The 17106-nt window shown below is 70.3% G+C and carries 12 protein-coding genes; 7 read left to right on the top strand and 5 right to left on the bottom strand.

Translation table 11 applies throughout. The annotated features are described in order from the left end of the window. Positions 1–2: 2 nt before the first annotated feature. The gene (locus ACLQ3B_RS03585; RefSeq protein ID WP_425777276.1) at positions 3–965 is read left to right on the top strand and encodes a hypothetical protein; all 963 of its coding nucleotides are present in this window, start codon (positions 3–5) and stop codon (positions 963–965) included. Between the two features lie 51 nt (positions 966–1016). Here ACLQ3B_RS03585 and ACLQ3B_RS03580 read toward each other — a convergent pair whose 3' ends face one another. After that, entirely contained in the window at positions 1017–2096 is a 1080-nt protein-coding gene (locus tag ACLQ3B_RS03580) for a phosphatase PAP2 family protein (protein WP_425777274.1), read from the bottom strand. Positions 2097–2223: 127 nt separating this feature from the next. Here ACLQ3B_RS03580 and ACLQ3B_RS03575 point away from each other — a divergent pair, with 127 nt between their 5' ends. Together ACLQ3B_RS03575 and ACLQ3B_RS03570 are read left to right on the top strand one after the other, a co-directional pair. Further along, a complete protein-coding gene (locus ACLQ3B_RS03575; RefSeq protein ID WP_425777272.1) occupies positions 2224–2628 on the top strand; it encodes a thioesterase family protein in 405 nt (134 codons plus the stop codon). Then, the gene (locus ACLQ3B_RS03570) at positions 2625–3455 is read left to right on the top strand and encodes an MBL fold metallo-hydrolase (RefSeq protein ID WP_425777270.1); all 831 of its coding nucleotides are present in this window, start codon (positions 2625–2627) and stop codon (positions 3453–3455) included. The genes ACLQ3B_RS03575 and ACLQ3B_RS03570 overlap by 4 nt, the downstream gene beginning before the upstream one ends. Positions 3456–3464: 9 nt before the next feature. Here ACLQ3B_RS03570 and ACLQ3B_RS03565 read toward each other — a convergent pair whose 3' ends face one another. From ACLQ3B_RS03565 to ACLQ3B_RS03555, 3 genes are all read right to left on the bottom strand, one after another. Then, positions 3465–5291: an alpha-galactosidase gene (locus ACLQ3B_RS03565; RefSeq protein ID WP_425777269.1), complete on the bottom strand. Its 1827-nt coding sequence runs from the start codon at positions 5289–5291 to the stop codon at positions 3465–3467. A gap of 162 nt (positions 5292–5453) precedes the next feature. Next, a complete protein-coding gene (locus tag ACLQ3B_RS03560; RefSeq protein ID WP_425777268.1) occupies positions 5454–6389 on the bottom strand; it encodes a PfkB family carbohydrate kinase in 936 nt (311 codons plus the stop codon). A gap of 113 nt (positions 6390–6502) precedes the next feature. Then, positions 6503–7816: an XdhC family protein gene (locus tag ACLQ3B_RS03555; RefSeq protein ID WP_425777267.1), complete on the bottom strand. Its 1314-nt coding sequence runs from the start codon at positions 7814–7816 to the stop codon at positions 6503–6505. A 289-nt stretch (positions 7817–8105) separates the two neighbouring features. Between ACLQ3B_RS03555 and ACLQ3B_RS03550 the strand changes: the two genes are divergently transcribed. Then, entirely contained in the window at positions 8106–9203 is a 1098-nt protein-coding gene (locus ACLQ3B_RS03550; protein ID WP_425778025.1) for a lytic polysaccharide monooxygenase, read from the top strand. Between the two features lie 106 nt (positions 9204–9309). Here ACLQ3B_RS03550 and asnB read toward each other — a convergent pair whose 3' ends face one another. Next, the gene (gene asnB / locus ACLQ3B_RS03545) at positions 9310–11271 is read right to left on the bottom strand and encodes an asparagine synthase (glutamine-hydrolyzing) (protein WP_088951893.1); all 1962 of its coding nucleotides are present in this window, start codon (positions 11269–11271) and stop codon (positions 9310–9312) included. A gap of 132 nt (positions 11272–11403) precedes the next feature. Here asnB and ACLQ3B_RS03540 point away from each other — a divergent pair, with 132 nt between their 5' ends. From ACLQ3B_RS03540 to ACLQ3B_RS03530, 3 genes are all read left to right on the top strand, one after another. Next, positions 11404–12885, top strand: coding sequence for an aminopeptidase P family protein (locus tag ACLQ3B_RS03540; RefSeq protein ID WP_425777265.1), 1482 nt, complete (start codon positions 11404–11406; stop codon positions 12883–12885). Positions 12886–13262: 377 nt separating this feature from the next. Next, positions 13263–15158 (top strand): hypothetical protein, encoded by a 1896-nt coding sequence (locus ACLQ3B_RS03535; RefSeq protein ID WP_425777264.1) that lies wholly within the window; start codon positions 13263–13265, stop codon positions 15156–15158. Positions 15159–15444: 286 nt separating this feature from the next. Continuing rightward, positions 15445–17097: a hypothetical protein gene (locus tag ACLQ3B_RS03530; protein WP_425777262.1), complete on the top strand. Its 1653-nt coding sequence runs from the start codon at positions 15445–15447 to the stop codon at positions 17095–17097. Positions 17098–17106: the final 9 nt, after the last annotated feature.

The following is a 17106-nucleotide window of genomic DNA, read 5'->3' as shown; positions in this document are numbered from 1 at the left end:
ACATGAGCCCGCTGGAACGACGGTATCGACGGCTGCTGCGCCTGCTGCCAGCCACGCACCGCGCCGCCCGCGGCGAGGAACTGCTCGGACTGCTGCTGGACCTCGACCACGGCCGCCAACACCCGAGCCGGCACGAGACACTGAACATCATCGCCCTGGCGATCCGGCTGCGACTCACCACGCCCGTCACCGCCACGGCGCTCACCACCGGGCTCAGTGCACTGCTCGTCGCCGCCGGCACCCAGCCCGCCGGTCACACCCTGGACCTGTTCACCGGCGCCGTCCTCGCCACCGACATGCCGGCCATCATCGCCAGCTGGCCGCAGCTGGCCCTCCTCGGCCTGCTGCCCCTCGCACCGCTGATCGCCTGGCTGTGCGGCGCACCCCGGACCGCCCTGACCCTGCACGCAATGTTCCTGACGCTCACCCTGGGTTGGCTCGTCGTCGACGTGCTCAACGGCGCCGGCATGGGAATCAGCCCCGGCCAACAACTGTTCTCGTACGCCCCACCGGTCCTCACCCTCGTCCTGCTCGTGGTCGCCGCCCGCGAGCGGTGGACCGCGCCCCGACCGCGCCTGTTCTGGTGGGCCCTCGTCCCGCTCGGGATCCTCGCCTGGAAAGGCACCGGAGAGTGGGGACGCCATGGCGTCTCCATTCCCGAGGCCGTGCCGACGGTCATCGGGATCCTCACCGCCAGCACCGTCGCTGTCGGAGCCGCCTGCGCGGTCCGCCGCCACCGGCCCGCCGTCATCATCGGCGTCGGGCTCGCCGGCTTCGTCGCCGGATGGCTCATCCCCGACCCGCTGCTCTCCAACACGGCGATGCGGCACTTCGACGGTCAGCCGCTGCCACTGGCAATCCTCATCACGGTGCTCGCTGCCACCGTGACCGGCATCATTCACCTCGCCCGTCGCCACAAGCCCGAGGCGCGGTCGCTACCACCCGACGGCCCCGTGCTGCGCTGACCACCAGCTTCGGGTCAGCACGAGCGACCCGCATGATCCGCGAGGCGAAACCTAGCGGTCGGCGGGGATCGCGGGGTGGGTGGTGGTGTCCGGTTCCCGTGGTGTCGGGGGCTCGCCGGGCGCGGGGTCGGTGGGCTTCGGTGGGGGTTCCGTGGCCTGTCCCGACTTCGCGCTCGGGTGGCGGGCCCGCCACTTCACCCAGCCGCGCTCGGCCAGACCGACCACCAGGAACGTCAGCCCCACGTACGCCCACCCGACCAGCACGTCGATCACGTAGTGCTCGCCCGAGTAGACCAGGGTGAAGGTCATCGCCAGCGGGTACGCGAGCAGCAGGGGCCACCACCGACGACGCGTGGCGGTCAGGAAGAACAGCACCACGAACAGCGCCCACGCGGTGTGCAGCGACGGCATCGCGGCGACCGGGTTGGAGGCGATCTGGCCGGCGTTGAGGACGTTGCCGGCGCCGTGCATGCCGAACGCCTTCCAACCCCGGGTCGAGATCCGGGCGACCTCGGTGAGCAGGCCGTTCTGCGCCGCCCACCAGGGCGGGGCGGCCGGGTAGATGAAGTAGGTGACCAGACCGGCCGCGCAGAGGAAACCCCAGCGCCGCATGTACGCGGCCCAGCGGTGCCTGTCGCGCAGCCAGAGCACCGCGGCGGCGGTCAGCGCCACCACGAAGTGGGAGAAGTACACCCAGCTCGCCGCGACATCCCACCAGTGCACCTGCGGGCGGTAGAGGTGCTGCTGCAACCAGACGGTGGGCACCTCACCGCCGGTGGCCCAGCCGAACATGAACCGGTCGGCGACGATCAGCTCCATCGCGTGCGGCGTGGCCCCGTTGTCGGCGAACCCCCGCGAGAGGTTGTAGACCACGAAGAGCAGCACCACAGGCACCCAGTCCCGGGCGAAGCGCAGGTGGCTGCGCCACGGCCGTTCGCTGTTCCACGCGATGGTCGCGAGCCAGATCCAGACGAAGGCGTACGCCGGGTCGGTGGGCAACCCGATGGCCAGCCACGCGGCGACGAAGGCGACCGCCCAGACGGCCATGGCGACGACGCGCCGACGACCCCCGTCCGGGGACGCGGGCGGGTCGGTCCGGGCGGGGGGCTGGGGGTCAGTCACGACGGCCATCGGGGTCAAGGTTAACGACGGGGACGGCATCGACGGACGGGGACCACCCGTTGGTCGTCGGGGCCGGGTGCGCCCGGATCGTCGGGCGCGTGCTCGACGCGTCCGGCGAGCACCTAGGCTGACGACCATGCAGGAGCAGCCCGAGCCGGCCTTCGCGCCGGGCCTGACCGCCCAGGTCGAGTTGACCGTCACCGACGCGGACACCGCCCAGGCGGTCGGTTCCGGGGACGTACCGGTGCTGGGCACTCCCCGGGTGCTGGCGCTCGTCGAGGCGGCCACCGTCGCGGCGACGGCGACCGGGATGCCGCCCGGTTCGACGACCGTGGGCACCCGGGTCGAGTTGGAGCACCTGGCGCCGACCGTGGTCGGCCGGACGGTCCGCGCGCAGGCGCTGCTGGCGACCGTCGACGGTCGCCGGCTGTCGTTCGAGGTCACGGTCAGCGACGGCGACCAGACGGTGGCCCGGGGCCGGGTGGACCGGATCATGGTCGACCGCGGACGCTTCGTCGAGCGCGCCGGGCGGGTGTCGTGAACGCCGGTTTCGTCGAGGTGGCCGACCGGGTGCACGTGCTGGCCGAGCCGCTGCTGCGGGTCAACGTCACACTTGTCGTCGGTGACGACGAGGCGCTACTGGTGGACACGCTCTCGTCGGCCGCCCAGGCCACCGAGCTGGCCGCGGCCGTCCGGGCGCTCACCGACCGTCCGTTGACGCTCGTCAACACCCACCACCACTACGACCACTGCTTCGGCAACGCAGTCCTGGCCGGCGACCCACCCCGCCCGGTGTACGCGCACGAGCTGGCCGCCGCCGCCCTGCGCGAGGAGCCGGAGCGGCTGCGCCGGGAGGCGTACGAGGAGTTGCGCACCGAGCACCCGGCGCTCGCCGCCGAGCTGGCCGACACCCCGCTGCTCGCCCCGACGCACACCGTGCACGTCGAGACGGTCCTCGACCTGGGCGGTCGACGGGTGCTGCTGCGACACCCCGGGCGGGGGCACACCGAGGCCGACCTGGTGGTGCACGTGCCGGACGTCGACGTGTTGGTCGCCGGGGACCTGGTGGAGCAGAGCGGCCCGCCCGCCTTCGAGGACTCGTACCCTCTGCGGTGGCCGGACGCGGTCGCGGACCTGCTGCGACTGACCACCGCGCGCACGGTGGTCATCCCGGGCCACGGCGACCCGGTGGACGTCGACTTCGTCCGGGCCCAGCACGCGGAGCTGGCGAAGCTGGCCTGGCTGATCCGGGCCGGGCACACCGGCAGCGCCCCGCCGGAGCGGGTGGCCGCCGAGGCTCCCTTCGGCGCCCGTCCCGCCCTGGTCGCCGCCCACCGCGGCTACCTCGAACTCAACGGCGAGGGCTGAGCCGGTCGTCTACGCCGAGGCACGCCGCCACTGCTGGTGGGTGCCGGTGCCACACGTCCACTGCGCGAGGCGGGCGCCGTCGGTGGTGGCGGCGTTGAGCACCTCCAGGCATTTGCCGGAGTGCCGTGCGACGAGTTGCACGTACCCCGAGCCGAGATCCTGTACGCGCCACTGCTGGTTGGTGCCGCCGTTGCAGCTCCACTGGATCACCCGGGCACCGTCGGCGGTCGCGGTCGCGCCGCCGTTGACGTCGAGGCACTTGCCGCTGTGCACGCTGACCACCGTCTGGTAACCCCCACCGGCGTCCTGGAAGCGCCACCGCTGGTTGGGCTGACCGTTCGCGGCCCACTGCACCATCTCGGCGCCGTCGGTGGTCGCGTTGTTGTACACGTCCAGCAGCTTGCCGCTGTGCCGCGCGGCGAGGGTGTACGTGGTCGGGACCGGCACTGTGGTGTCCGGGGCCAACCGGTACAGCCCGGAGCCGTGGGCGGGGAGCGACCGGGTGAGGGTGCCGGTCACCGTGCCGAGGGCCGCACCGGACCACAGGTCGGTCACGGCGGCCGCCCCGATCCCGAGGTCGGCGAGGTTCACCGACACCTGCGCCGCGCTGCTGTTGCGGTTGAACAGGGCGACGTACCGATCGTCGCTGCCCGGCACGTCGGCGGTCCACACCTGCTGGCTGCCGCCGTAGAGCTGGCGGTTGTTCGCGCTGTTCTGGTTGACTCCGATGACCGCGGCGTTTGTCATCAACGCCAGCTCAGCGGCGCGGTTCTCGACCAGGTTGCCGCCCCACATCAGCGGCGCCCGGTTGATCGCCCAGAGCGACATCAGGGTGCGCTGCTCGTCGGAGGTCAGGTTGGAGTATCGCGGCGACCCGACCGGCCCGTACTTGGAGAGCCGGCCGATCGGGATCATGTCGGCGTCGGGCCAGGCGCCGGTGGTGCGGTACGGGGTCCAGTTGCGCAGTTGGTCGAAGAGCGCGTCCACGGACGACCAGTTGTCCCACAGGTCGTTGACGATCCGCCACATGTGCGCGTTGGCCTGAACGTGTGCGCCGTTGGCCACCGAGGTCGGGCCGGGTGACAGGCTCAGCACCATCGGTCGGCCGCTGCGCTGGATGGCAAGGCGGTACCCCTCGACCTCCGACTGCCGGTACGTCGGGGCGGCGATGTCGTCCACCTTCACGTAGTCGACCCCCCAGGACGCCAGCAACTGGAACATCGAGTCCAGGTAGGTCTGCGCGCAGGGGTTGGACATGTTCAGGCCCCACATCAGGTTGAGCCAGTTCGCGGTGGTGGTGTTGTTGATCTGGTTGGCGCGGCAGGTGGTGCCGAGGATCGGGACGTTGTCGGCGACCGCCTGGCGGGGAATGCCGCGCATCAGGTGGACGCCGAACTTCAGCCCCTTTCCGTGGACGTAGTCGGCCAGGGGCTTGAATCCGTTGTCACCGGCGGCGGACGGGAACCGGGTGGTGTCCGGCAGCAGCCGTCCGTTGGCGTCCATTCGGAGCCGGGGTTGCAGGTTCGCGTTCTGGTTGGGGCTGTTGTTGTGCTGACCGGGGTAGTACCAGGCCCAGTCGATCACCACGTACTCCCAGCCGAACTGCCGCAGGTTGGTGCCCATGTAGTCGGCGTTGGCCCGGACGTCGGCCTCGGTAACACTCCAGTTGAACGAGTCGTAGCTGTTCCACCCCATCGGCGGGGTGTCGGCTACCCCGTTGTCCCACGCGACCGCCCGCTCGGGCGGGTCGGCGACGACCATCCCGGCAGCCACGAGAAGCATCACCAGCAGGGCCGCGACGCGGCGGAACGCCAGAGGTACCAGAACCACACGCATCAGAGCCTCCCCGACGACGCCCACATATCCATCGTGCGTCGTCGATGTTAACGCTCACAAAACCCCGAGGTCAACCCAAGCCGTGATCTTGCACGTTCTGCGGGGCCAAAATGAGCAAAGGCTGACCAATCAACAACCGAAAGTGCAAGATCGGCGCGGGGATCAGGTGTTGAAGCGCCTTTGCACGGCGGCGCGGGTGGGCATGGCGGTGGCGCCGCCAGGCGATTCGCAGACCAGGCCGGCCACCCGCAGCGCGAAGGCGACCCGGTCGGCCCAGCCCGACGGGCTCTCCGGCTCGCCGTCGAGGAGCAGGTCGGCGATCAGCGCGGCCATCACCGAGTCACCCGCGCCGGTGGCGTCGATCGCGTTGACCTTGGGCGCCGGCACCCGGACCGGGTCTGCCTCGGCGGCGGCCAGCACCGCGCCGGCCGCGCCGAGCGTCACCACCACCGTGCCCGCCCCCAGCTCACGCAGGTACGCCGCCACCCCTTCGACCGGCTCACCGGGATAGAGCAGCACCGCGTCGGCGGCGCTCAGCTTGACCAGGTGCGCGCCGGCGGCGAACTCGGCCACCACCTCGCGCAGCCCCTCCAGCGCGGCCGGCCCGTTCAGCAGCCGGGGACGTACGTTCGGGTCGAAGACCCGCAGGCCGGGGGCGAGCGACCAGGCACGTCGGGCGGCGGCCAGCGTGCCGGGTTGGAGCAGCACGATCGAGCCGCAGTAGAGCACGTCGGCGCCCTCCAGCAGCGCCAGGTCCAGATCGTCGGGGCCGAGCAGCGCGTAGGAGGGCGGCTCGCCGTAGAAGCGGAAGTCCGGCTCCGGCCCGGCGTACGTGACCACCGCGAGCGTGGTCGGCGCCGGCACCGTGATCGCACCGGCCACCCCGACGTCGGCAGCGGTGAGGAACGCGCTGATCCGGCCGCCCAGCGCGTCGTCACCGAGCGAGCCGACGAACTGCGCCGCACCGCCAAGCCGGGCCACCCCGACGGCGACGTTGAGCGGCCCGCCGCCGATGGCCTGCCGGTAGACCCGCTCCCCGTCGAGCTCACCGTCGAGCAGGTCGACGAGCGCCTCGCCGAGCACCACCGCGTATCCCATGCCGATCCTCTCGTCGTCGCCACCGACCGCTGCTCGCCGAGCCGATCGCCGTGGCACCAGGCTGGCACAACGCGCGGCCAGATGGGCGCCGAAGGCCGCGCACGGCCGCCGCGCTACCCCGGCCGGTGCAGCGGTCCGTCGAGCGCCGCGAGGGGGCGGCCGGTGCCACCCCACCGGGCCGCGACGATCTGCGCGGCCACACTCACGGCGGTCTCCTCCGGGGTACGACCACCGAGGTCCAACCCGATCGGGGAGGCGAGCCGGGCGAGTTGGTCCCGGCTGAGCCCCGCCTCGCTCAGCAGCTTGTGTCGCTCGTCGTGGGTGCGCCGTGAGCCCATCGCGCCGACGAACGCCAACCGGTGGCGAAGCGCCAGCTCCAGCAACGGCACGTCGAACTTCGGGTCGTGGGTGAGCACGCACACCACCGTCCGCTCGTCGAGCCGACCGGCCGCCAACTCCGTACGCAGGTAGCGGTGCGGCCACTGCGCCACCACCTCGTCCGCCTCGGGAAAGCGCCGCGCGGTGGCGAAGACCGGCCGGGCGTCGCAGACGGTGACCCGGTAGCCGAGGAACACGCCGATCCGGGCCACCGCCGCGGCGAAGTCGATCGCCCCGAAGACGATCATCCGGGGTGGGGTGGCGTACGCGGTCACGAAGAGGCTGAGGCCGGCACCCCGGCGCTGCCCGTGGTACCCGTACCGGAGCATCCCGCTGCGCCCGGCGGCGAGCAGCCCGAGGGCGTCGGCGCCGGCGGCGTCGTCGAGCCGGTCGTCGCCGAGCGAGCCGACGGACCGCTGGCCGGTCAGCACCAGCCGCCGGCCAAGCCGCCGGGCCGGATCGTTCGTCCCGGTGCCGGAAGGAATACCGCCGCCGACGGCTGGGGCGTTGGCGTCGAGGGCTGGATCGTCGGCGTCGGCGGGTGGGGCGTTGGCGTCGGCGGGTGGGGCGTTGGCGTCGGCGGCCACGCAGGTGATGATTGCCGCCGGGTGGCCGCCGTGGCGGGCGGTGGCGACCACGTCCAGTGCCGGCAGGCTGCTCGCGTCGACGCGTTCCACGAACACGTCGAGGATGCCGCCGCAGGTCAGGCCCACGGTGTACGCGTCGTCGTCGCTGATCCCGTAGCGGCGCAGCTCGGGTTGGCCGGTGTCGAGCACCCGGCGGGCCCGTTCGTAGAGATCCGCCTCGACGCAGCCGCCGGAGACGCTGCCGACGACCGTGCCGTCGGTCGCGACGACCATGGCGGCGCCGGGTGGCTGCGGGGCGGAGTGCCAGGTCGCCACCACGGTTGCCAGCGCGACCGGCTCGCCGTCGCGGCAGCGGCGGTGCACCTCGTCGAACACGTCCGGCACCGGCTGCCGCCTCTCCGTTCCCGCTCCCCGTAGGCAGGATATGGCGTCCAGCGGCGACCGGCGGGGCTTCTCACGCATCGAGGAAGCCCTATTGCGCTCGGCCCCTGGGGCGTGGTGGGATGACGCATACCGGGCGGTGCGAGGGCTGCGGCGCCGCCGGTTGCCGGGTTGGTTAGACGCGAGGGCACCGGTCCAGGACAGGACCGTCGACGGCGCACGTCCACTGGCTGTTTCCGCCGGGGCACGTCGCCGTGATCGTCGCACCGCTCACGACAGCGGGGCGATCACGCCACATCCCACCCGATTGCGGCGGGGCGGCTCAGCCAGCGCCCCTCGCGAGTCAGGAGAACCCGTGAACCGTTCCCGTATGGCCACAGTGCTCACTGCGGCCGTGACCCTGGCGCTGGGCGCTGTCGCCCTGGCGGCCAATCCGCAGCCGGCCGCCGCGCACGGCGCGGCGATGACGCCGGGCAGCCGCACCTACCTGTGCTGGCAGGACGGCCGCAGCCAGACCGGTGAGATCAAGCCGAACAACCCCGCGTGTTCCGCCGCCGTGGCGCAGAGCGGGGCGAACTCGCTGTACAACTGGTTCAGCGTGCTGCGCTCCGACGCTGGTGGCCGGACCACCGGCTTCATCCCGGACGGGCAACTGTGCAGCGGTGGCAACACCGGTTACCGCGGCTACGACCTGCCGCGCACCGACTGGCCGCTGACCCACCTGACCGCCGGGGCGCGGTTGGACTTCAAGTACAGCAACTGGGCGCACCACCCGGGCACGTTCTACTTCTACGTGACGAAGAACAGCTGGAGCCCGACCCGAGCCCTGGCGTGGAGTGACCTGGAGGAGCCGTTCCTCACGGTGACCAACCCGCCGCAGCGCGGGTCGGTCGGCAGCAACGACGGCCACTACTACTTCAGCGGCAACCTGCCGTCGGGCAAGAGTGGCCGGCACATCATCTACTCCCGCTGGGTCCGCTCGGACTCGCAGGAGAACTTCTTCGGCTGCTCCGACGTGACCTTCGACGGCGGCAGCGGCCAGGTCACCGGCGTGGGTCCGGGTGGTACGCCGACCGACCCGACCGACCCGCCGACCGACCCGACCGACCCGCCGACCGACCCCACGGATCCGCCGACCGACCCGACCACCCCGCCGCCGTCCGGCGGTGACTGCATGGCCACCTACAAGGTGTCCAGCACCTGGCAGGGTGGCTTCCAGGGCGAGGTCACGATCATGAACCACGGCAGTACGCCGTTCGCCGGTTGGACCGCGAGCTGGACCTGGCCCAACGGACAGTCGATCAGTCAGATCTGGGGCGCCACACAGTCGTCGTCCGGCTCGACGGTGACGGCGACGAACGTCGGTTACAACGGCACTGTCGCACCGAATGGCACCACGACGTTCGGCTTCCTGGCGAGCTCCACAGGAACCAACGGACTCCCCACGGTCACCTGCGCCCGCCGCTAACCACCACCACCGCACCACCAACACCCTGAAATGATCAAGAGGTTTGCGTCACCGGAACCGCTCCGGATGACGCAAACCTCTTGATCAACAGGGTGGGGCAGCAGGGTCAGCGGACCATGGAGCCGACCACCGGCTTTGTGAGCAGTGCGGACTGGTTGCGCTGGATACCCGGGTCGAGGGTCTTGGCCACGAAGATCGCGTGCCAGATGCAGAAGATCAGCACCGTCCACACCTTGCGGGAGTGGTCGGCCTCCTCCCGCTTGTGCTCGTCGAGCAGCCGCAGCGCGTACGACAGGTCGAGCAGGTCGCCCGCGCCCGAGGTGCTGAGCACGTGCCGGGCCCACTCGTACATCTCGCCGCGCAGCCAGACCCGGGTGGGGGTCGGGAAGCCCAGCTTCTTGCGGTTGACGATGGCCGGCGGCACGACACCCTGCAACGCCTGACGCATCGCGTACTTGGTGGCGTCGGAGCGCGGCGGCAGCTTCAGGTCGACCGGGATCTTCGCCGCGACGTCGAAGACCTCACGGTCGAGGAACGGCACCCGCACCTCCAGCGAGTGCGACATCGAGATCCGGTCGGCCTTGACCAGGATGTCGCCGCGCAGCCAGGTGTAGAGGTCGACGTACTGCATCTTGGTGACGTCGTCGAGCTCCGTGCACTCGGCGTAGATCGGGGCGGTGACGTCCGTGTAGCGCACCGAGGGGTCGTAGCGGCGCATCAGGTGCTGCTTCTCCTCCTCGGTGAACATCCGGGCGTTGCCGTAGTAACGCTCCTCGATCGGGGTGGTGCCGCGCTCCAGGAAGCTCTTGCCCTTGACCCCCTGCGGGATCGCCTTGGAGACCGCGCGCAGCCCCTTCTGCACACCGCCGGGCAGGCCGTTGACGGTGCCCAGCGACAGCGGCTCCCGGTAGATCGTGTAACCGCCGAAGAACTCGTCCGCGCCCTCACCGGAGAGCACCACCGTGACGTGCTCGGCGGCCTTCTTCGCCACGAAGTAGAGCGGCACCAGCGCCGGGTCGGCCACCGGGTCGTCCAGGTGCCAGACGATCTTCGGCAGCGCGTCGATCATGTCCTGCGGACCGATCTTGGTGGGGATCGTCGTGACGTCGAGGTGCCGGGCCGACTCCTGGGCGACGTCGATCTCCGAGTAACCCGGCACGTCGTAGCCGACGGTGAAGGTGAGGATGTTCGGGTTGAACTCCCGTGCCAACGCCACCACCGCTGTGGAGTCGATGCCGCTGGACAGGAACGAGCCGACCGGCACGTCGGAGCGCATGTGCATGCGCACGCTCTCCCGCAGCGTCTCGCGGATCTCGTGGTAGAGCTTCTGCTCGTCGTCGACAGGCGCCGGCCGGAACACCGGCCGGTACCACCGGCGTACGTCGATCCGGCCGCCCGGGGTCCAGTTCAGGTACTCCCCGGAGCCGATCCGGCTGATGCCCTTGTGCAGGGTGCCGGGCTCGGGAACGTACTGCAGGGTCAGGTAGTGGCTCAGGTTCGCCGTGTCGACGCCCGCGTCGCCCTGGTAGTTGCTGTGCGCGAACGGCAACAGCGCCTTCTTCTCCGAGGCCAGGTAGAGGCCGTCGGCAGTCTCCAGGTAGTGCATCGGCTTGATGCCGAAGTAGTCGCGGGCACCGAACGCCCGGCGCTCCTGCCGGTCCCAGATGACGAAGGCGAACATGCCCCGCAGTCGGGTGAGCACCTGCTCACCCCAGAAGTGGTAGCCCGCGACGATCACCTCGCCGTCACCGGCGGTGGCGAACTGGGCACCGAAGTTCCTGATCAACTCCTCGCGCAGCTCGATGTAGTTGTAGATCTCACCGTTGAAGGTCAGCAGGTAACGGCCGTTCGCGTAGGGCAGTGGCTCGTGGCTCGACGCGACGTCGATGATGGCCAGCCGCTTGTGGGCGAACACGCCGTCCGCGTACCGGCCGGAGGCGTCGCCGACCACCTCGACCCCGGTCTCGTCGGGGCCGCGGTGGTGCAGGCATTCCAACGCTCCGGCGATGTGGTCGCGATGCGCGGCGGCGTTGCCGTTCGCGCTGAAGAAGGCCAGAAGTCCGCACATGGTGGCCATCTTTCCACGCGCCCTGTCGGCCCTTGCAGCCGTCCGTCGATCCGCCCGACTCACAGGGGGCGTTACCGCCAACCGGACGCGCGGTACCGTCGGGACCAGCAACGAAGCGGAGGGAGCGGCGCAATGACCGAGGGACAGACCGACGGTACGCCGACGGACGGTACGGAATCGCACGATCCGGACTTCCCGGAGGCGTTCCTGTCCTTCATGCGGCAGGGCTGGCGCGACACCGCGCTCCCCGTGACGCCCCGGCCGGAGACGCCCAACTACGCCAAGCGGCGGGCGGCCCTCTCGGCGGCCTTCCCCGGCGAGACGCTGGTGATCCCCACCGGCACCGAGAAGGTCCGGGCCAACGACACCGACTACCCGTTCCGGCCGGGCAGCGACTTCGCCTACCTGACCGGCGACCACGACGCCGACAGCGTGCTGGTGCTGCGCCCGAACGGCTCGGGGCACGACGCGACGCTGTACATGCGGCCCCGGTCCTCCCGGGAGACCGACGAGTTCTTCCGCAGCCGCAACGGCGAGCTGTGGGTGGGCCGACGGCACACCCTCGGCGAGAAGTCGACCGAGCTGGGCCTGCCCACCGCCGACCTGACCGGCCTGGAGGCGACGCTCGCCGACCTGGCTCCGGGGCGTACCCGGGTGCTGCGCGGTTTCGACGCCCAGGTGGACGCGGCCGTCCGCCCCTACGACGGGCCCCGCGCCGAGGGCCAGCCCGCCCGGGAGCGGGAGCTGGCGATCGCCATCTCGGAGATGAAGCTGGTCAAGGACGAGTGGGAGATCGGCCAACTCCAGGACGCGATCGACGCCACCGTGCGCGGCTTCGAGGACGTGGCCCGGATCCTGCCGGCCGACCGGGCGGTCTCCGAGCGGCTGCTGGAGGGCGTCTTCGCGCTGCGGGCCCGCCACGACGGCAACGACGTCGGGTACAGCTCGATCGTCGGTGCCGGCGAACACGCCACGATCCTGCACTGGGTGCACAACCACGGCGCCACCCGACCGGGTGACCTGCTGCTGATGGACATGGGTGTCGAGGGCCACAACCTCTACACCGCCGACGTGACCCGGGTCCTGCCGGTGAGCGGCCGGTTCACCGCGCTGCAGCGCCAGGTCTACGACATCGTGTACGCCTCGCAGCAGGCCGGCATCGAGGCCATCCGCCCCGGGGTGACGTTCAAGGACGTCCACCTGACCTGCATGCGGGTGCTCGCCGAGGGGCTGGCCGAGTTGGGCCTGCTGCCGGTGAGCGTGGACGAGGCGATGGACGAGAAGTCGACCGTCTACCGGCGGTGGACGCTGCACGGCTTCGGCCACATGCTCGGCATCGACGTGCACGACTGCTCCAACGCCCGCAAGGAGACGTACCGCGACGGCGCGCTGGGCGAGGGCTACGTGCTCACCGTCGAGCCCGGCCTGTACTTCCAGCCGGAGGACGAGCTGGTCCCCGCCGAGCTGCGCGGTGTGGGCATCCGGATCGAGGACGACGTGCTGGTCACCGCGACCGGCGCGGTGAACCTGTCGGCCGGCCTGCCCCGCACCTCCGACGAGGTGGAGACCTGGCTCGCCGCGCAGCGCGAAGCCGGCCCCCGCCTACCCAGCTAACCCGCCCGCCGTCACCCGCCCGCCCCTGACCCGTCCGGCCTCACCCGCCTGGCGGGCCAGGGCCAGCCCGGCCCTCGCCCGAGGGTTGGCGGGTCAAGCCTCGCCCCGTGATCCACTCGGGTTCCTTGAAGTCGCGCTGTCCCGACCACTCGGACACCGCGCTTTCAAGTAATCCGAGTGGATCTTTTTTGGCCGGCACAGGCCGGTTGGCCGCCCTCACCTGACCTGCGCCAAATGCGTGGTTATCTCGGATACGTCCGCATCGCGAAGATGGTTCTCATACGGTGAGAATCGGAGGCTACAACCCATTTGTAGCTGGTCGTGGCGCCTCGGGCGGTGCGATCCCGTCTGGTAGCAGGAAAGGGCGGAAGGCTCTGATGTCCAACGACGTAACGAGTACCGACGGCGGGGCCTCGGCAGCTCCGCCGACACGGCGAAGGCGTGCGCTCTGGGTCGCCGGCGTGGCCGGGCTGACCGGGGTGGTCGGCCTTGCGGCCCTCGGCGGCGTCGCCGCTCGGGACGACAAGCCGAAGTCCGACCAGGTGTCGGACGCGCAGCCGTCGACCAACCGGCAGAACGTCAGCGACGACGGCGGCGCGGACAAGGGCGGCGCCAAGGACGACGGCGGTCAGGACGACGAGTGGAGCGGCGACGACTGGAGCGGCTTCGACGACCGGTCGAGCAAGGACGGCACGGAAGGCAAGGACAGCAAGCACGACAAGGACGGCAAGGACCGCACCAAGCAGGTCCCGTGCGACTCCGACAGGCTGATCCAGGCGATCACGTTCGCCAACAGCGAGGACGGCGGCGTGCTGGAGCTGGCCAGGGGCTGCACCTACACCCTGACTCGCAACCAGGACGGCGACGGCCTTCCGGTGATCACCGAGCACATCACCCTCAAGGGTGAGCACACCACCATCGGCCGGGAGGCCACGGCCGACTACTTCCGCATCCTCAATGTTGGCGCCGGCGGGTACCTCACCCTGAAGGGCCTGAGCATCAGGGGTGGCCAGACCCTTCAGTCCCCGATAACCGCCGATCCGGCGACGGTCTGGGCGCCGTACTCGGACGTGGTCCCATCGACCGTGGCCAGGCCGGCGACCACAGCCGCACCCGGCGCCAAGGCGGCGGCGACAGCGGCGAAGCCCGCCGCAACCGCAGCCAACTCGACGGCCGCCAAGCCCGCGGCCCAGGCGGCACCCGCCAAGGCAGCGGTCAAGGCCTCCGCCAAGGCGGTCCAGGCCACCGCCAAGACAGCACCCGCCAAGGCAGCGCCGAAGGCCGCGCCAGCCAAGGCCCCGGCGGCAGCAACCAAGGCCGCAACAACAGCCACCAAGACCGCCGCAGCCAAGCCGGTAGCCGCGGCGGGTGCCGGGCCGGCGGTGACGCCGCTGGTGGAGGAGCCTGGGTTCACCGACGGCGCCGGGGTGCTGGTGCAGCCCGGTGGTCGCGCCGAGATCCTGGACAGCGAGTTGCTCTACAACCAGTCCGGTGGCAACGGCGGCGGGTTGGCCAACTTCGGCAGCACCAGGCTCAGCAAGACGACTGTCGCGCACAACACCGCCTTCTTCGTCGGCGGCGGCATCTTCAACGCCGGCGTACTCCAGGTCGACGAGTCGAAGATCAAGGACAACACCGGAATCATCGGTGGCGGTGGCATCTCCAACGGCGCGCCGGCGATTCGCAGCGAGGGCGTTGTGGGCGGTTCGATCTGGGTCTACAAGAGCGAGGTCACCGACAACGAGACGCTCGGCTTCGGCGGCGGCGTGCTGGATGTCGAGGGCACCACGACGTTGCACCAGACGACTGTCGGTGACAACAACGCGGTGCTCGACGGTGGTGGCGTCGCGGTGGCGGACAGCCAGCTCACCATCAAGGACGCCACGGTGGTCAAGAACAGCGCCGCTCGCGACGGTGGCGGCGTGTTCGTGACCTCCGACAGCGTCGCGACGATCGAGAACAGCAAGATCAAGGACAACACCGTGGGCTCCGGCGGCGGCGGCCTCTTCAACGAAGACGGCGTCACCACGCTGCGCGACAGCGAGGTGGTGGGCAACCGGGCCGTTGGCCCGTTCGCCCGCGGCGGCGGGATCGTCAACGACGAGGGGAGCGAGGTCACGCTCCATCGCACGACTGTGGCGTACAACTTCTCCACCCTCGAACCGGGCGGCATCTTCAACAGCATCGGCGGCACTGTGACACTCGACGACGAGTCCGCGGTCACCGCCAACCGCCCGACCAACTGCTTCAACGTTTCCGACTGCTTCGCCTGATCGGGTGGGGCCGAACCACATAAAACGCCCCTCCGAGCCGTCACGGCTCGGAGGGGCGTACCCGTTTGGGCAGGTCAGGCGCGTCCAGGCCGGCTTGGGTGCCGGTGTGTCGATGCAGGCCCCGCTGGGGGCAACATGAACCGAATGTGGGCTTCTCTCGGATAAGCCCGCGAGGCGAGGAACCTTCTCATACGGTGGTTTTGGGAGCTACAACCGATTTGTAGCAGGGGACACCCGTCTGACGGCGGCGACCCTGTCTGGTACGAGGAGAGGGCAGAGAGCTCCGATGTCCAACTACCTAACGAACAACGAAGCCTCCGGGCGGGCGACGGCCAAGCGCCGCCGCAAGCTCTGGCTCGCCAGTGGCGTGGCCGGTTTGACGGGCGTGATCAGTCTCGCGGCGGTGGGCGTCGCGGGCAGCGCCGGAGCGGTCGGCCTGAACTGGAACACCGCGCAGGTCAGCAAGGACGGTGACCAGCGGGGTGACGAGGCGCGCGACTGGGACAAGGACGAGGACCGGAACAAGGACCGGGACAAGGACAAGGACCGGGACAAGGACAAGGACCACGAGCGCGGGAAGGAGGTGCCCTGCGACACCGACAAGCTGATTCAGGCGATCGTGTTCGCCAACAACAAGCACGGCGGTGTGCTGGAGCTGGCCAAGGGCTGCACCTACAACCTGTCCCGCAACGACTACGAGGGCAACGGCCTCCCGGTGATCACCGAGCGGATCACGCTCAAGGGTGAGCACACCACGATCTCCCGGGAAGCCACGGCGGACTACTTCCGCATCCTCAACGTCGGCGCCGGTGGCCACCTCACCATCAAGGGCCTGACCATCAAGGGTGGCCAGACCCTCGAACTGGAGAACGGTGTCGAGCCGGCCGCGGTCTGGGCCGCCTACTCCGACTCCGAGGCGCTCGCCGCGCAGGTGAAGGCGGGCACCCCGTTGGCCCAGGCGCTCACCGCGCGGCAGGCCAACCCGAAGGCCGGCCTGAAGGCCGCGCCGAAGGTCACCCCGAAGGCCAAGCCGGGCGTCGTCACGCCGCTCGTCGAGGAGCCGGAGGAGAACGACGGCGCCGGCATCCTGGTCCAGCCGGGTGGCACCGCCGAGATCCTGGAGTCCGAGGTCGTCCTGAACCAGTCGGGCGGCAACGGTGGTGGTGTGGCCAACTTCGGCACCACGAAGATCTGGCACAGCACGGTCACCCGTAACACCGCCTTCTTCTTCGGTGGCGGCGTCTTCAACGCCGGCCTGCTCAAGGTCGAGGAGTCGAAGATCACGGACAACACCGCAGTCATCGGTGGCGGCGGTATCTCCAACGGTGCCGCGCGGATCTTCGCCGACGACGTCGACGGCGGAACGGTCGAGCTCAAGAAGGCCGAGATCACCGACAACGAGACGCTGGGCTTCGGTGGCGGCTACCTCGACATCGAGGGCAACACCACGGCGTACGAGACCAAGTTCGTCTCCAACACCGCGGTTCTCGCCGGCGGCGGTATCGCTGCGGCGGACAGCCAGCTGAACCTGCACAACGTGTGGGTCGAGAAGAACAGCACCGCCGGTGTCGGTGGCGGTGTGGCCATCGCCTTCGACAGCGTGGCCACGTTCGAGAAGAGCAGCATCAAGGACAACACCGCCGGCTTCTTCGGCGGCGGGCTCTTCAACGCCGGCAGCGTCACCACGCTGCGCGACAGCGAGGTTGTCGGCAACCGGGCCGTGGGCCCGATCGGGGTCGGTGGCGGCATCTTCAACATCTTCGGCGAGGTCAACCTGTCGAAGACGAATGTCGCCCACAACTTCTCCACCTTCGAGCCGGGCGGTGTCTTCAGCTTCTTCGGAGACGTGAACGTGGACGACAAGTCCGCGATCACCGCGAACCGTCCGACCAACTGCCTGGCCATCCCGGGCGGCACCATCGAGAACTGCTTCGCCTGATCACCCTTC

This window comes from Micromonospora sp. DT53 (genome assembly GCF_049841535.1).
Taxonomy (GTDB): domain Bacteria; phylum Actinomycetota; class Actinomycetes; order Mycobacteriales; family Micromonosporaceae; genus Micromonospora.
The sequence above is the reverse complement of the archived record's forward strand: the minus strand, read 5'-3'. Positions and strand labels throughout refer to the sequence as shown.

What these genes read in the sequence shown, in the direction of transcription:
- ACLQ3B_RS03585 (WP_425777276.1), top strand. Translation starts at nt 3, where the DNA reads ATGAGCCCGCTGGAACGACGGTATCGACGGCTGCTGCGCCTGCTGCCA.
- ACLQ3B_RS03580 (WP_425777274.1), bottom strand. Translation starts at nt 2,096, where the DNA reads ATGGCCGTCGTGACTGACCCCCAGCCCCCCGCCCGGACCGACCCGCCC.
- ACLQ3B_RS03575 (WP_425777272.1), top strand. Translation starts at nt 2,224, where the DNA reads ATGCAGGAGCAGCCCGAGCCGGCCTTCGCGCCGGGCCTGACCGCCCAG.
- ACLQ3B_RS03565 (WP_425777269.1), bottom strand. Translation starts at nt 5,291, where the DNA reads ATGCGTGTGGTTCTGGTACCTCTGGCGTTCCGCCGCGTCGCGGCCCTG.
- ACLQ3B_RS03560 (WP_425777268.1), bottom strand. Translation starts at nt 6,389, where the DNA reads ATGGGATACGCGGTGGTGCTCGGCGAGGCGCTCGTCGACCTGCTCGAC.
- ACLQ3B_RS03555 (WP_425777267.1), bottom strand. Translation starts at nt 7,816, where the DNA reads ATGCGTGAGAAGCCCCGCCGGTCGCCGCTGGACGCCATATCCTGCCTA.
- ACLQ3B_RS03550 (WP_425778025.1), top strand. Translation starts at nt 8,106, where the DNA reads ATGGCCACAGTGCTCACTGCGGCCGTGACCCTGGCGCTGGGCGCTGTC.
- asnB (WP_088951893.1), bottom strand. Translation starts at nt 11,271, where the DNA reads ATGTGCGGACTTCTGGCCTTCTTCAGCGCGAACGGCAACGCCGCCGCG.
- ACLQ3B_RS03540 (WP_425777265.1), top strand. Translation starts at nt 11,404, where the DNA reads ATGACCGAGGGACAGACCGACGGTACGCCGACGGACGGTACGGAATCG.
- ACLQ3B_RS03535 (WP_425777264.1), top strand. Translation starts at nt 13,263, where the DNA reads ATGTCCAACGACGTAACGAGTACCGACGGCGGGGCCTCGGCAGCTCCG.
- ACLQ3B_RS03530 (WP_425777262.1), top strand. Translation starts at nt 15,445, where the DNA reads ATGTCCAACTACCTAACGAACAACGAAGCCTCCGGGCGGGCGACGGCC.